Origin of the sequence: Labrys sp. 22185 (assembly GCF_052045555.1) — a bacterium.
GTDB classification, from domain to species: domain Bacteria; phylum Pseudomonadota; class Alphaproteobacteria; order Rhizobiales; family Labraceae; genus Labrys; species Labrys neptuniae.
The window spans coordinates 257,775-272,177 of the sequence record NZ_JBQEPH010000002.1; the positions used below are offsets into that span (position 1 = coordinate 257,775).

Genomic DNA, 14,403 nt, shown 5'->3' on the forward strand with positions numbered 1-14,403 from the left:
ACGGGTCGGCCCATACGCGCCCTGGTATGACTAGAGCGCCGGACCCGATTTCGAGATCGGACCCGACGCTGTCACAACGGCTGCGGCACTCATCATGCCTTTCGCTGGGTTCAGGCCCCCGTGAAGGTGTCCACCAGCAGCTTGATATCCAGAACCAGGATGACGCCGGCGATCATCCAGGACAGGATCGTCAGCCAGGCCGGCGTGACGAAGGCTCCCATCTTGCGCTTGTCCGAGACGAAGCGCACCAGCGGGATGATCGCGAAGGGCAGTTGCATCGACAGGATCACCTGGCTGAGCACCAGCAGCTTGTTGGTGCCCTGATCGCCGTAGAGGGCGGTGACGGCGACCACCGGCACGATGGCGATACCGCGCGTGATCAGGCGGCGGGCCCAGTCCGGGATGCGCAGGTGGAGGAAGCCCTCCATCACGATCTGGCCGGCGAGCGTGGCCGTTACCGTCGAGTTGACGCCCGAGGCCAGCAGGGCAACCGCCAGCAGCGTGGAGGCGATGCCCACACCTAGCATCGGCGACAGCAATTGATAGGCCTGCTCGATCTCCTCGACATCGGTCCGGCCATTCTGATGGAACACGGTTGCTGCCGTGATCAGGATGGCCGCGTTCACGAACAGGGCCAGCATCAGCGCGATGGTGCTGTCAGTCACGGCCCAGCGGATGGCCGAGCGCTTGCCCTCCTCCGTGCGCTCATAGGCGCGGGTCTGCACGATCGAGGAATGCAGATAGAGGTTATGCGGCATCACGGTGGCGCCGATAATGCCGATGGCGATGTAGAGAGCCTCGGGATTGGTGACGATCTTGGCCTGCGGCAGGAATCCGCCGACGATGTCGTGGATTGCGGGCGCAGCCAGAACGATCTGGATGATGAAGCAGCCGAAGATCACGATCAAAAGCGCGATCACGAAGGCTTCCAGCGTCCTGAAGCCGCGCTGCATCAGCATCAGCACCAGGAAGACGTCGACCGCCGTGATGATGGCGCCGTAGACCAGGGGAATGCCGAACAGGAGATTGAGGGCGATGGCCGTGCCGATGACCTCGGCGAGGTCGCAGGCGATGATCGCCAATTCGCAGGCGAACCAGAGCATGAGGTTCACCGGGCGGGAATAATGGTCGCGGCAGGCCTGGGCGAGGTCGCGCCCCGTTACGATGCCGAGCCGCGCCGCCAAGGCCTGCAGCACGATGGCCATCAGGTTCGACAGCAGGATCACGCTCAACAGCGTGTAGCCGAATTTCGAGCCTCCGGCGATGTCGGTCGCCCAATTGCCGGGATCCATATAGCCGACGGACACCATGTAACCCGGCCCGAGAAAGGCCAGGAACCGGCGGACCCACAAACCCGTCTTCGGCACGGGAATGCTGGCATTCATCGTCCCCAGACTTGGCCGCCGTTCCTCTTCGGGAGCCGCACGCCAGCCCCCCTGCTCGGCCGAGGCCGCTCCCGCACCATCCGCACTCATACCCTTCTCCACCACGACGATCCGCATCATTCCATGTCAATGAATATAGCATATGCTATACTCTAAAGATTGGTCAATGGATAAACGCCAAGGCTGTATTTCATCGCCGCCATTGATAAGGCTACGCGGATCGGGCATACCCGCAATTGCAATGCCGCAAACCCGGCTGCCAGCGATTGCTCGCCGCCTTGGGATGCACACCGGAATCAGCTTAGGAGAGCCGGCATGAAACGTTCCGCTGCGCTTTCACCCCCCGAGCCGGGCCTGGTCGACGCCGTCGTCCACGTCGAGAGTTTCCGCCAGGCGCGCGAAGCCCGCCGCCTCGAACTGATCGAGGACTATGTCGAGTTGATCGCCGACCTGATCAGCGACGGCGGCGAAGCCAGGCAGGTCGATATCGCTGCCCGTCTCGGCGTGGCCCAGCCGACCGTTGCTAAAATGCTGAAACGATTGGCGGACGAGGGGTTCGTGGCCCAACGCCCCTATCGCGGCGTCTTCCTCACCGAAGCGGGCCAGGCGCTCGCCGAGGCCAGCCGTGAGCGCCATCATATCGTCGAGGCTTTCCTGCTGGCCCTGGGAATCGACGCCGATACCGCCCGGCGGGATGCCGAGGGTATCGAACACCATGTCAGCAAGGCCACCCTCGACGCCTTTTCGCGTTTCGTCAAAGCCAAGGGCTAGGGACGGTCGTAAGCCGGCACCCCATATTTTACCCGGGTACAACTCTCGTTCCTCGGCGATTTCAGCCGGTACGAGTGGTATCGGCTATCGCGTGTGGATCGGCGCCGAATGCCGCTCGCCATAGGGCACACCTAGGCGGGAACGGCCAGCCCGCGCGCGCTTGAGCCCTGTCCTGCATGAAGGAGACTCGGCGCAATCGAAACGAACTGGCCGGCCGCGTTGATCGATTCTTTCGTTTTGGCTGTGCCTCCGGCACGATTTTTGCTCGTTTCCGATGCCGAGGTGGTTTATGGGACCGCCTGAAAAGAACCTGTCGACCGAGAACCCAGATGGATGCACCTTTGCCGGATCCTGGACCTGACGACCGTATCGTCGAGCTCGAACGTTTCTGCCGCGACAAGCTCGATAGCGCCCGTGCCAAGCTGGTTGACGAGCCGCGCTACAACCCGGTGGCCCAACTGGCCTTCGAATTGTCGCGTGAGCTTGAAGCCGGGCGCCTGACGCGGGAGGATTTCGAGGCCCTTGCCCTGCGGCTCAGCCAGGAAACCTTCGCGGCGCGCGCGGAGGCCCTGCGGGACTATGTCGGCCCGCTCGACATGGCAAGCAACCGCAAGAGCCTGCGCCGTGTGGCCGAACATTTGCTCGCAACCGGTCGCCGCGGCGTTTCGAGCGCTTCCCCGCTGGCGCGCACCCAGCTTGGCATCGTCTTCACCGGACATCCGACCTTCCTGCTTTCCAGCGCCAATCGGGCATGCCTGGCACGGATGGCCTGCGGTAGCGAGGCCACGCTGCCGGATGCGTTGATGGCACCGGACAATCCCATTACCCTGCAGGTCGAGCATGCGGCCGCCATGGTCGCCCTCGATGCCGCCAAGACGGCAATCGGTGAATTCGCTCGTATCGTCGCCGAAGTCCTGCGTGAACGGCGATCGGCGGAATGGCGGGCCGTTACAGTCGGCTATGCCGGCTTGGGTACGTGGATCGGCTATGATCTCGATGGCCGCACCGATATTCGTTGGATCGATTCCTTCCGTTTCCGCCTCGCTGAAAAGCAGCACCAGATCGATCGCTATCTCGGCGAGGTTCTGCGCATCGCCGCTCAGGTCGGGCCAGACTCCCAGCCCGCCCAGCGTCTCGAAGAGCTGAGCGCTCGCATCGAGCGCACGCGTGCCTGGAATGGCGGCATTCTGGCGGCCTTCACCCCGTCGCCGCTCGATCGTCCCGCGCTTCGGCAGGCGGCCGATCTTCTCACGGCCCGCCATCCGGATGCGGCCACCAGCGTGCGGCCCTATATTGCCCTGATCGACATCGCGATCGCTGATGCGCCGCCCGAGATCGCGCTCGACCTCGTTGCCCTGCGCAGCGAAATGCTGACCCTCGGCTTCGGGGTCGGCGAAGTGCATATGCGCATCAATGCCACGCAATTGCACAATGCCATGCGCCAGCATCTCGATATCGATTCGGAGGAAAACATCACCTCCCGCTCGATGCTGGAACGGCTGGCGACATTCATTCGCGAGGCCCAGCCGGTCTCCGTCAATTTCGGTTCGCTCGACATCGAGCAGAAGACGGCACTACGCCAATTCGTGCTGGCGGCGCAGATCCTCAAACATGTCGACCGGGATTCGAGCATCCGTCTGCTCATTGCCGAATGCGAGGCGCCTGCGACCGTGATGGCCGCGGTCTATTTTGCCCGCCTGTTCGGTGTCGAGGACAAGCTCGATGTTTCGCCCCTGTTCGAGACGCCGACGGCGCTGGAAGGCGCCTCGCGGTTCTTCGATGTGCTGTTCGGTATCGAGGAATACCGCCAGGCGGTGCGCCGGCGTGGCCGGCTGGCGATCCAGACCGGGTTTTCCGATTCGGGCCGATTCATGGGCCAGATTACCGCGGCGCTGGCAATCGAGCGTCTGCACGGCCAATTGGCCAGGGCCTGCGAGCGACATCGGCTGACGGATGTCGAAGTCCTGATCTTCGACACCCATGGTGAATCGGCGGGGCGCGGCGCTCATCAGGGCAATTTCGAGGACCGGGCCTTCTATGTGATGAGCCCCTGGGCCCGCCGTGAATTCGAAAGCCGGGGCATTGCCCTCAAGCATGAGGTCAGCTTTCAGGGGGGCGATGGCTTCATCTATTTCGAAACGCCCGAACTCGCCCTCGCCTCGCTGACACGCATGCTGGAAGCCGAAGTGGCTTGGCGGGAAATGCCGGCCAGCGACGATCCCTTCTATTCCAACACCACCTTCTCCTTCGATTTCTTCCGCAGGCTTGCCTCTTTTCATAGCAAATTGCTCGATGATCATGCTTATCACCGGGCGCTCGGCTCTTTTGCCCAGGGCCTCCTGAACGAAACCGGCTCGCGCAAGTCGCGCCGGCAGTTCGACGTGTCCGGCGGCGAGGTGCATCAGGTTCGGCGTATCCGCGCCATTCCGCACAATGCCATTCTGCAGCAGCTCGGCCATCCCGCCACGGTGATCGCCGGTTTCGGTACGGCGCTGCGGGGCGACGAGGATCGCTTCATCGACACCTTCGCCAAATCGGACCGGCTGCGTCGCCTGACCTCGCATGTCGTGCACATGAAACGGCGCTCCAGCATCAAGGCGCTGGCCGCCTTCTCGACCCTGTTCGATCGTTCCTTCTGGTCGACGCGCCCCTATGCCGGCGCTGAACCGCATCTGGCGGAGCCCTGCTTGTTCATCACCCAATTGCTGGAGGATGACGACCGGGCCGTCTCGATCAACGAATTGGCGGTAAGGCTCAGGCTCGATGCCATCTCGCTGCATCGCCTGCTCGACCTTGCCGGGCAGGATCTGGGCAAGTCGATCTCCGAAAACCGGGAAAGGCTCGACATGCTGCAGGCGGTTCGACTTGCCTTGCTGCAGCACATATTGCTGATGGCCGCCCGGGTGCCGAAATTCTCCACGCGCAACGATGTCTCGCGCGAGGACATCATGGAGTTGATCTTCAGCCTGCGCATTCCCGAAGCCGTCACGCTGCTGCGCGATGCCTATCCGGTGAATGGACTGACCATGGAAGGCTACAGTCTCGCCGAGCCTTTCACCTATCCGGGCGATGCACCGTCAAACTATGCGGCGTTGACGCGCAATCTCATCGATCCGATCGAAAGAACCTATCGGACGATTCTCGCCATCGGCGCCGCCATTGCCCTCGAGTTCGGCGCGCACGGCTAGGCCGAAACGGATCGCGGCGCCGTTGCATGGCAATGTGCCCAGACGAGCCAAGGGGCCGGCCGGCGATGGCCGGCCCCTTCTCCGTCGGCCTGGCAATCAGGCTGGCAACTTCTCGCTCTCGTAACCGGCCTCGGCGATTGCAGCACGCAATTTCGCCTCGTCGGCGACACTTGCCACCTTGACGGTCTGCGTGCCGAGGTCGATTTCGACCGCTGCGCCGGGGTCGATCGCCTGCAACGCCCCCGTGATCGTCTTGACGCAGTGGCCGCAGCTCATTTCCGGTACTTTCAACGTGATCATGCGAGATCTCCAATCGATGAAGACCTTGTAGGGCTTCCCATCATTGTAAGGTCAAGCGCCTTTTTGGACGCTATCATTGGTCGAGGCGATCAGGCGTTCAATGCGGCCGAGGAGAACCAAAGATCGGGATAGATGGCGATCGCGCTCTCATCCGGCGCCTTCTGCGCAAGGGGCCAAAGCGAGCGGACGGCCGAGGCTTCACGCGAGGAGCGCGGCTGGCGAATCGTGCGGATCTCCCGCGACGCGCCCGTGCACGGAATGAACCAGGATGGCATCAGTGCCTTGACGGCGAAACCAGCGGCCGTGGCCTCCACCCGCAGGGCGAGGCCGATTTCCTCACGCGGCCGCCAGGGAAAGATCAGGCGCCCCCCAGGCTGCAGCGCGGCAAGCCAGGCCAGCGGCGGGGCAACCACGCCTGCATTGACATAGATGAGATCCGAGGGCGGCAAGGCGGTGCGCGTTGCATCGGCTCGAATCACGTTGACGCCATCGAACGGCTTGAGGTTGTGCCGGGCCTGCTCGGCGAGATCCTCTTCGATCTCGAATGCCGTTACGTGCCCGCCGGGCAATGTCAGCACGGATAACATCGCAGTATAATATCCCAGGCCGGCCCCGATATGGCTGACCCTCTCCCCTGCCCTGGGAGCCACCGCCCCAAGCCATGCCGCATGCAGGGCGGGTTCGCCCGTGTTGATCTGCTTGTCCGCCTTTATGGCAATCAGACGATTCCTGTAGAGATGGATCGGGTCGGCATTCGGGGTTTCGACATAACCGCCATGATGGGTGGTCAGCCAGGGGCCGGGCGGCAGGAAGGCTTCGCGCGGCACGAGTTCGAATGCCCTCTCGATGCGCGGATCACCCGATCCGCTTTCCTTCAGCATCGACCTGGCAAAATCGCGACGTGCCTGCTCCAGCGCGACTTTCTCGCTGGCCATGATGTCCCTACCTGCTCTGATCCCGTTGCAAAATCTAACATTCTTTGCGCAGATGGGCTTGCAGATAGTGCGAGCGGGATCCCGGATCGGGACAACCAGCCGTTTCATCGACAATGTTAGGAAAATCAGTGGTGAGCTCGGTGGGATTCGAACCCACGACCCCATGATTAAAAGTCACGTGCTCTACCGACTGAGCTACGAGCTCTCACCAGGCAGGACCTTGCCCTGCAATTGCGGTGTCTCTAAGCGTCATGAGCGGATGGGTCAAGCTGCCATTGCGGCGTGCCATGCAAAAATGGCGCGTCATCCCCTCGTCATGCTCATGAAGTGATGAATACATGCGCTTGCGAGAGCTGAAAACGGTGCTAAGCACGTAACGGACGATAAGCTGCCGGGGGCGGCAAAAGGAGATCAGCCAATGCAATTGGGAATCATCGGCCTGGGCCGCATGGGCGGCAACATTGCTCGCCGCCTGATGAAGAACGGCCACACCACCGTCGTCTATGACCGCGCTCCTCAGGCGGTCCAGGCTCTGGTGGCCGAAGGCTCGGTTGGTGCAAGCGATCTTGCCGATCTCGTCTCGAAGCTGACGCCGCCGCGTGCCGTCTGGGTCATGCTGCCGGCGGGAGCCGTCACCCAGGGCACCATCGACCAGCTTTCGCGCCTGATGTCTCCGGGCGATGTGATCATCGATGGCGGCAACACCAATTGGAAGGACGATGTCCGCCGCGGCAAGGAACTGGCCGCCAAGGGGCTCGACTATGTCGATGTCGGCACCTCCGGCGGTGTCTGGGGCCTGGATCGCGGTTATTGCATGATGATCGGCGGCAAGACCGAAACGGTCACCCGCCTCGATCCGATCTTCGCCACGCTGGCGCCGGGCATCGGCAATGTTCCGCGCACGCCGGGGCGTGACAAGCACGATCCGCGCGCCGAGCAAGGCTATATCCATGCCGGCCCGTGCGGCGCCGGACATTTCGTCAAGATGATCCACAACGGCATCGAATACGGCCTGATGCAGGCCTATGCGGAAGGTTTCGACATCCTGCGCTCGGCTGCCAATGAAGGCCGGGCCGAAGGCGAGAAATTCGATTTCAACATGGCCGATATCGCCGAAGTCTGGCGTCGCGGCAGTGTCGTCACGTCCTGGCTGCTGGACCTGACGGCGAGCGCTCTCGCCGCCGACGAGGAACTGAGCGAATATTCCGGCTTCGTGGAGGATTCCGGCGAAGGACGCTGGACGATCGAGGCGGCCATCGACCAGGCCGTACCGGCCGAAGTCCTCACCGCCGCTCTCTACACCCGTTTCCGCTCCCGCCAGGAGCACACCTATGCGGAGAAGATACTCTCCGCCATGCGTAAGGGGTTCGGCGGTCACGTCGAACCGAAGAATTCCGCGCCCAAGGCTTGAGTTATGAATGCCCACCACATCAACAAGGGCGGCGCTGCCGGCCCTTGCTGCTTCGTCGTCTTCGGCGCCAATGGCGACCTGACCAAGCGCCTGCTCGTCCCCGCCCTCTATAATCTTGCGGCCACCGGCCTGCTGCCGGAAAACTTCGCCATCGTCGGCGTGGTGCGCCGCCCCATGGCGGACGATGTCTTCCGCCAGTCCCTGGTGGACGGCCTCAAGCAGTTTGCTACCCGTCCGGTCGACCAGGCCGTCGCCGACAAATTGTTCGCCTGTGTCACCAGCGTGGTTGCCGAAGTCGAGAACCCCGATAGTTTCCGGGATCTCGCCCGGCATCTGGAAAAGGTCGAGAGCGCACGCAACACCGGCGGCAACCGCCTCTTCTACCTGGCGACGCCGCCCTCGGGCTTCGCTCCGATCACCCGGCTCCTCCAGGAGGTCGGCCTCAGCCAGGAAGTGGAAGGCGGCCCCTGGCGACGCGTCATCGTCGAAAAGCCGTTCGGCACCGACCTTGCCTCGGCCCAGGCCCTCAACCGGCAGCTCTTGAGCGTGCTGAGCGAAGACCAGATCTATCGGATGGATCACTATCTGGGCAAGGAGACGGTCCAGAACATCATGATCCTGCGCTTTGCCAACGGCCTGTTCGAGCCGATCTGGAACCGCGATCATATCGACCACGTCCAGATCAGTGTGGCCGAGACCGTCACGGTCGAGCGTCGCGGCGCCTTCTACGATGCCACCGGCGCCCTGCGCGACATGGTGCCCAACCATCTGTGCCAGCTGCTGTCGCTGGTCGCCATGGAGCCGCCGGCCCGCTACTCGGCCAATTCGGTGCGTTCGGAGAAGGCGGAGGCCCTGGCGGCAATCACCCAATACACGCCCGAACAGGCGATCCTGAACTCGGTGCGGGCCCAATATGGTCCCGGCATCATCAAGGACACGCCGATCACGGCCTATCGTGCCTCGCAGGATGTCAATCCCAAGAGCGTCACGCCAACCTTTACCGCGATCAAATTCGCCATCGACAATTGGCGCTGGGCAGGCGTGCCCTTCTATCTGCGCACCGGCAAGGCCCTCGCCAAGCGCAAGACGGAAGTGGCGATCCGCTTCAAGGACGCGCCGATCGCCATGTTCCGCGACACCGCCCTGTCCGGCATGGGTCCCAACACGCTGGTGCTCGACATCCAGCCGGAAGAAGGCATCACGCTGCATTTCAACGCCAAGGTGCCGGGTCCCAAGATCGACCTGGCCGGTGTCGGCATGGACTTCAAGTACAAGGATTATTTCGAAGCGGCCGCGAGCACGGGTTACGAAACGCTGATCTATGACTGCATGATCGGCGATGCCATGCTGTTCCAGCGCGCCGACGGGGTCGAGGCTGGCTGGGCCGCGGTGCAGCCCTTCCTCGATGCCTGGGCCAATGCTGGCGATCGGGGGCTTGCCACCTATGCTGCCGGTTCCGAAGGCCCGGCGGCAGCCGAGGTCATGCTTGCCCGCGACGGGCGCAGCTGGCGGCCAATCGCATGAGCAGCGAACGCATCATCGATGTCTCCGAGAACGCGGATGCCTTGGCCGACCGTGCGGCCGACTGGTTCGTCGCCGAACTCAAGGGACGGCCGGGGCCCATTGCCGTGGCTCTGTCCGGTGGTTCGACGCCCAAGCGCCTCTATGAGCGCCTGGCTCGCGATCCCTGGCGTTCCGCCCTGCCCTTCGAGCGCATTCATTGGTTCTGGGGCGATGAACGCATCGTTCCGGCCGACGATGCCAGGCGCAACACGCTGATGGCCAAGGCCGCTCTGCTCGACCATGTCCCGGTGCCCGCGCAGAACATTCACGAGATTGCGGCCGCGCCGACCTCGCCCGAGGCTGCGGCGCAAGCCTATGAGCAGGCGCTCAAGGCTTACTATGGCGCCCAGACGCTCGATCCGGATCGGCCACTCTTCGATATCATGCTGCTCGGTGTCGGGTCGGACGGGCATACGGCCTCCCTCTTTCCAGGCAAGCCGGCTCTGGCGGTGCGAGATCGCTGGGTCGTTCATTCCGATCCCGGCCTGGACCCCTTCGTGCCGCGGGTAACCCTGACCTTCCCGGCCATCGCCTCGAGCCGGGCCGTTGCCTTTCTCGCGGCCGGGGCCGACAAGCGCGAGACGCTCTCAAAGGTCTTTGCCGGTGCCGATCTGCCATCGGCCCATGTGGAGGCTGCCGGTCCGATCCACTGGTTCCTGGATAAGGCGGCTGTACCGGGATAACCGCCTGGCGATTTGGCTAGCGCGGTAGACGGCTTGGCTTTTGGGGGCGTGATGGCAGGAAGAATAGGCGGGGCCGCGCTGGCAGCGACGCTGGTGACGGTGCTCGCCGGGCAGGCCTCGGCGGAGATGTTTCCGATTTATCGGTCGGACGATTATTGCCTGGACACGGTCGGCCGGCCGCCGAAGGTGATGCTGGATAGCCCGGAAATGGTCGCCTGTTTCAACCGGGAATCGACGGCCTATGTCGAATTGAACGACATCTGGGCCAAGGTACCGGAGGACATCCAGGGCGCCTGCTATGCGGAAGGCCGGACCAAGGTCGAAACGGGAGCTGGCTCCTACGCCAGGCACCTGGCTTGTACACAGCGTGAGATCGCCGATCGGTCCCGCCCCGGCACCGGTGTGCCGGTGACCGATTGCGACCGCCTGGCTTCGCGCAACGGAAGCGACCCGCTTTCCCTCGGCCCGGGGTTCGCCATGGCGGATATCGATCATGCCAAGGCGATCCCGGCTTGTGAGCAGGCTCTGGCCGAACAGCCGAAGGAAGGGCGGTTTGCCTATATGCTCGGGCGGTCCCTGGACGCGGCCGGGCAGTATGAGAAGGCGCGCCAATCCTACCTTCAGGCCGTCGACCTCGGCGAGAAACGGGCTTTCCTCAACCTGGGCATCCTTTCCGAGGAAGGCCGTGGCGTGGAAGCGGATTTCGCAGCGGCTGTGGCGTGGTACAAGAAGGGTGCCGATGCGGGCGAAAGCGGTTGCCAGAACAATCTTGCCGGCCTCTATCTCAGAGGCGACGGCGTCGAACAGAGCGTCGAGCAGGCCCTGGCTCTTTATCGCCAAGCCTTCGAGCATGGCGACGGTGAAGCCGCCTATAATCTAGGGGTCATGTACGAACAGGCGAATGGCGTCGCAGCCGATCCTGCCACTGCCGTAGACTACTATCGCAAGGCAGCTGCCGCCGGCAGCGCCAATGCTCAATATGAGCTCGCCCAACGTCATGCCAAGGGGGATGGAGTCGAGAAGAGCGCGGCTCTTGCCGTGGTCTGGTACACCAAGGCAGCGCAACAGGGCCTGGGCTCGGCGCAGATGGATCTCGGCTATGCCTATGACGAGGGGCTGGGCCTGTCCCCCGAGCCGGCCGAGGCGGCCAAATGGTATGCCAAGGCCGCGGACAAGGGATATAACGCAGCCCGGCACAATCTGGCGTTGTTCTATGCCGAAGGCAAAGGCGTCCCGAAGGATCCAGCCAAGGCAGTTTCACTGTATCGGCAAGCAGCCGAGGATGGTTACAGTCCTTCCCAGACCAATCTTGCCGTGCAACTTGCCGATGGTACCGGTGCACCAAAGGACGAAGTCGAAGCGTTGAAATGGTTCAGGCTGGCGGCGGAGCAGGACGAGCCGGTCGCCCAGTTCAATCTCGGTGTTTTCTATGAGGACGGACGCGGGATCCGTGCCAGCAAGAAGGACGCCATAGCCTGGTATCGCAAGGCAGCTGCCCAGGGGCATGAGAAAGCCAGGCTGGCTCTCGACCGGCTCACCGGCAAGAAAACCCGCAAGAAGGCATAGGGATATACCATGACCTCCTCTCCCCACCTGGTATCTACAGCCTGGCTGGCCGCACATCTCGGCGACGAGAACTTGGCTGTGGTCGACGCCTCTTGGCACCTGCCGGCCGCCAATCGCAACGGTCAGGCCGAATTTCTGGCCGCTCATATTCCCGGTGCCGTGTTCTTCGATATCGACAAGGTGGTCGATGCGAGCAGCGGTCTGCCCCATATGCTGCCCAGTCCCGAGGTTTTCTCTGCAGCCGTCGGTACGCTCGGCATCACCGAGAGCAAGCATATCGTCATTTATGATGGTGCCGGTCTGTTCTCGGCGCCGCGAGTGTGGTGGACCTTCCGGATCTTCGGCGCCGCCAGGGTTTCCATCCTCGACGGCGGCTTTCCGCTTTGGCAGGCCGAGAACCGTCCGGTCGAGAGCGGTGAGCCGCATCCGGTGCCGGTTCGCTTCACCGCGCGTTTCGACGGCAGTCAGGTCAAGAGCGTCAGCGAGGTCCAGGCCGCCTTGGCGGAAGGCAGCGCGGAAATCGTCGATGCCCGGCCGGCAGAGCGCTTCCGCGGCGAGGCAGCTGAACCGCGGCCGGGCGTGCGCCCGGGTCACATGCCGGGCGCCCGTAACCTTCCCTATGCCGCTCTTGTCGAAAACGGCCGCCTGGCCTCTCCAGAGACAATCAAGGAGGCGATGGCGGCGGCTGGCATCGATATCCAAAAACCGCTGGTGACGAGTTGCGGCTCAGGCGTGTCGGCTGCCATTTTGGCTCTGGCCTTCGATACGGTCGGTAAGCCTGTCGAAGGTATCTATGACGGATCCTGGGCCGAATGGGGTGCCCGGCCGGATCTGCCTTTGGCAACGGGCGGTTAAACGCGAGCGGAAACGACCTCATCCACGCAAAAATAAAGCTCGCACAAAGGGATGTGCGAGCTTTTTGATTCTTTGGTTGATTGGCGATCCGGCCTATTGTCCAGCCATCGAAGCGGTGACGGGCGGAGTCGGCGCCAGAACCGCAGGCCCGTGAGCCGGTGTCGCGGCAAAGGCCTGAGCCGTTGGCTGTACGGCCATAGACGGTTCCATCGAAGCGTCGGGCGCCTTGGCCTTCGCCAGATTGACCTGGCCGACCGAGCCGGTCGACACCTTGCCCAGGACACCGTCCGAACTGCGCGGGCGCGAGGGCGGCAGCGGCGTGAACGCCATATTGGTCAAGCCGGCCACTTCCGTCGTGGCGACGGGCGGATCCATCGGATCGGCCTGGGCAATGACCGGCGGCACCATCACCGGCTTGATCTCGGGGGCTGCAAGCCTGGAGGGCTTGGCCTCGGTTGCCGAAGCGACCTGCGTCACGGCCTTGACAGGCAGGATCGGTGTCGCGGTCGGACGCGTCGGCGGAGCCGCATCGGCGACCATGGTGTTCGGGAGGCCGGCCGGCAAGGGAGCCGGCGTGCCGTCGGTCCGCAACGTCGCCAACAGCATCTTGTTGTCGGAGCCGGATTCGGGAGCGCGGCCGACATACTCGACCTTTACTCGCCCGACACCGGAACCCTTGAATTGCAGCAGGTCAGCGGCCCGGCTCGACAGGTCGATCAGGCGGCCATGCACATAGGGGCCGCGATCGTTCACGCGAACGACGATCGAGGTGCCGTTGGTCAGATTGGTGACGCGGGCATAGCTCGGCAGCGGCATGGTCTTGTGCGCGGCTGAAAGCCCCGTCATGTCGAAGCGTTCGCCAACAGCCGTCTTGCGACCGTTGAAGCCCGGGCCGTACCAGGACGCCAGACCGACGGCGGTGTATTTGGAATCATGGCTTGCCGGCACATAGCGCTTGCCGCCGACGGCGTAAGGCTTGTCCGTGCCGTTCTTGCTGCGGACGGGCGGCATGGCCACGCGCGTGCCTGCCGGCGGAGGTACGACGGTGGTGCTGGTGGCGGCCGCGACCTGCATGGTGGCAGGCTTGGGGGCATAGGCCTGGTTGGGAGCGGCGCAACTTGCCAATGCGGCACAGCCCACAAGGGCGACGGTCGCCTTGACGACCGCTCCGGATACCCGGGAAGGAGATGAAGTGTCGGAAATACGCAACTCGACGCGATTTGGAACAGCCGAGAGGTTTTCCGCCATCTCAGAATCCTTCTTATGGAGCGAAGAGGCGTCGTGGTCTGCGTGCGGCCATGGCGTGTCGAACACGACATGGCGGGGCGCAGTACGAGCGCATCCTGCTGTTTCATTTCGAAGCACGAAGCCGTTCTGCACTTCGTGTCCGGTGGTGGATTTCCCCGATTTCCGCCATAAAGACGCCCTGACATTGCGTCTGAATTGCGGCAAGGTTTCCAAACCGTAAACAGCCGATAGCGCAAGATCCGACAAATTGAAAGCCCCCGAATGGGCTCGTGCGGCACCAGGACACCGGCCCACTCGCGGCGGCGGCCATGGTGGGGTCAATATTTTCTGAACAAAATCAGTAGGAAAAGGGCGGTTAACCAGTGCAGCCGAGCATTGTTCGATTGCCGGCAAAAAAGTTCACTTCACACAACTTTACAGAGCAGAACGACCCCCGCAAACACGGTCCTGCCATAGTCGCCGGGCCAGTTGGAGGCACACGGCATGACGGAAAGGAAT

General features: G+C 63.2%; 11 protein-coding genes and 1 tRNA gene. 7 read left to right on the top strand and 5 right to left on the bottom strand.

The window, feature by feature from the left end:
* Positions 1-110 precede the first annotated feature (110 nt).
* Complete coding sequence (locus ACTJKX_RS05735; RefSeq protein ID WP_311938513.1) at positions 111-1,475, bottom strand: Nramp family divalent metal transporter; 1,365 nt, start codon at positions 1,473-1,475, stop codon at positions 111-113.
* A gap of 225 nt (positions 1,476-1,700) precedes the next feature.
* On the opposite strand from ACTJKX_RS05735, the gene mntR reads away from it, so the two are divergent.
* A complete protein-coding gene (gene mntR, locus ACTJKX_RS05740) occupies positions 1,701-2,156 on the top strand; it encodes a manganese-binding transcriptional regulator MntR (RefSeq protein ID WP_149255206.1) in 456 nt (151 codons plus the stop codon).
* Between the two features lie 329 nt (positions 2,157-2,485).
* Complete coding sequence (locus tag ACTJKX_RS05745; RefSeq protein WP_440724642.1) at positions 2,486-5,344, top strand: phosphoenolpyruvate carboxylase; 2,859 nt, start codon at positions 2,486-2,488, stop codon at positions 5,342-5,344.
* A 96-nt stretch (positions 5,345-5,440) separates the two neighbouring features.
* On the opposite strand, the gene ACTJKX_RS05750 is transcribed toward ACTJKX_RS05745, so the two are convergent.
* The 3 genes from ACTJKX_RS05750 to ACTJKX_RS05760 form a co-directional block, all read right to left on the bottom strand.
* Positions 5,441-5,644, bottom strand: coding sequence for a heavy-metal-associated domain-containing protein (locus ACTJKX_RS05750; protein ID WP_311938405.1), 204 nt, complete (start codon positions 5,642-5,644; stop codon positions 5,441-5,443).
* A gap of 89 nt (positions 5,645-5,733) precedes the next feature.
* Positions 5,734-6,579 carry a protein-L-isoaspartate O-methyltransferase family protein gene (locus ACTJKX_RS05755; protein WP_394308988.1) on the bottom strand — a complete coding sequence of 282 codons (846 nt, stop codon included), beginning with the start codon at positions 6,577-6,579 and terminating at the stop codon, positions 5,734-5,736.
* A gap of 129 nt (positions 6,580-6,708) precedes the next feature.
* Positions 6,709-6,784, bottom strand: a tRNA-Lys gene (locus ACTJKX_RS05760).
* Between the two features lie 213 nt (positions 6,785-6,997).
* On the opposite strand from ACTJKX_RS05760, the gene gnd reads away from it, so the two are divergent.
* The 5 genes from gnd to sseA are packed head-to-tail and all read left to right on the top strand — an operon-like array spanning position 6,998 to position 12,657.
* Positions 6,998-7,990, top strand: coding sequence for a phosphogluconate dehydrogenase (NAD(+)-dependent, decarboxylating) (gene gnd / locus ACTJKX_RS05765; protein ID WP_394308989.1), 993 nt, complete (start codon positions 6,998-7,000; stop codon positions 7,988-7,990).
* Between the two features lie 3 nt (positions 7,991-7,993).
* A complete protein-coding gene (gene zwf / locus ACTJKX_RS05770) occupies positions 7,994-9,514 on the top strand; it encodes a glucose-6-phosphate dehydrogenase (protein WP_311938399.1) in 1,521 nt (506 codons plus the stop codon).
* A complete protein-coding gene (pgl, locus tag ACTJKX_RS05775; protein ID WP_367622716.1) occupies positions 9,511-10,236 on the top strand; it encodes a 6-phosphogluconolactonase in 726 nt (241 codons plus the stop codon). Before zwf ends, pgl begins: the two co-directional genes overlap by 4 nt.
* A 51-nt stretch (positions 10,237-10,287) precedes the next feature.
* Positions 10,288-11,802, top strand: coding sequence for a tetratricopeptide repeat protein (locus tag ACTJKX_RS05780; protein WP_440724643.1), 1,515 nt, complete (start codon positions 10,288-10,290; stop codon positions 11,800-11,802).
* Positions 11,803-11,811: 9 nt separating this feature from the next.
* Positions 11,812-12,657, top strand: coding sequence for a 3-mercaptopyruvate sulfurtransferase (sseA, locus tag ACTJKX_RS05785; protein ID WP_440724644.1), 846 nt, complete (start codon positions 11,812-11,814; stop codon positions 12,655-12,657).
* Between the two features lie 93 nt (positions 12,658-12,750).
* Here sseA and ACTJKX_RS05790 read toward each other — a convergent pair whose 3' ends face one another.
* A complete protein-coding gene (locus ACTJKX_RS05790; protein WP_440724645.1) occupies positions 12,751-13,905 on the bottom strand; it encodes a septal ring lytic transglycosylase RlpA family protein in 1,155 nt (384 codons plus the stop codon).
* Positions 13,906-14,403: the final 498 nt, after the last annotated feature.

Coding starts and splice junctions, on each gene's coding strand:
- ACTJKX_RS05755 (WP_394308988.1), bottom strand. CDS start 6,579: ATGGCCAGCGAGAAAGTCGCGCTGGAGCAGGCACGTCGCGATTTTGCC.
- ACTJKX_RS05750 (WP_311938405.1), bottom strand. CDS start 5,644: ATGATCACGTTGAAAGTACCGGAAATGAGCTGCGGCCACTGCGTCAAG.
- sseA (WP_440724644.1), top strand. CDS start 11,812: ATGACCTCCTCTCCCCACCTGGTATCTACAGCCTGGCTGGCCGCACAT.
- ACTJKX_RS05735 (WP_311938513.1), bottom strand. CDS start 1,475: ATGAGTGCGGATGGTGCGGGAGCGGCCTCGGCCGAGCAGGGGGGCTGG.
- ACTJKX_RS05745 (WP_440724642.1), top strand. CDS start 2,486: ATGGATGCACCTTTGCCGGATCCTGGACCTGACGACCGTATCGTCGAG.
- ACTJKX_RS05780 (WP_440724643.1), top strand. CDS start 10,288: ATGGCAGGAAGAATAGGCGGGGCCGCGCTGGCAGCGACGCTGGTGACG.
- mntR (WP_149255206.1), top strand. CDS start 1,701: ATGAAACGTTCCGCTGCGCTTTCACCCCCCGAGCCGGGCCTGGTCGAC.
- pgl (WP_367622716.1), top strand. CDS start 9,511: ATGAGCAGCGAACGCATCATCGATGTCTCCGAGAACGCGGATGCCTTG.
- zwf (WP_311938399.1), top strand. CDS start 7,994: ATGAATGCCCACCACATCAACAAGGGCGGCGCTGCCGGCCCTTGCTGC.
- gnd (WP_394308989.1), top strand. CDS start 6,998: ATGCAATTGGGAATCATCGGCCTGGGCCGCATGGGCGGCAACATTGCT.
- ACTJKX_RS05790 (WP_440724645.1), bottom strand. CDS start 13,905: ATGGCGGAAAACCTCTCGGCTGTTCCAAATCGCGTCGAGTTGCGTATT.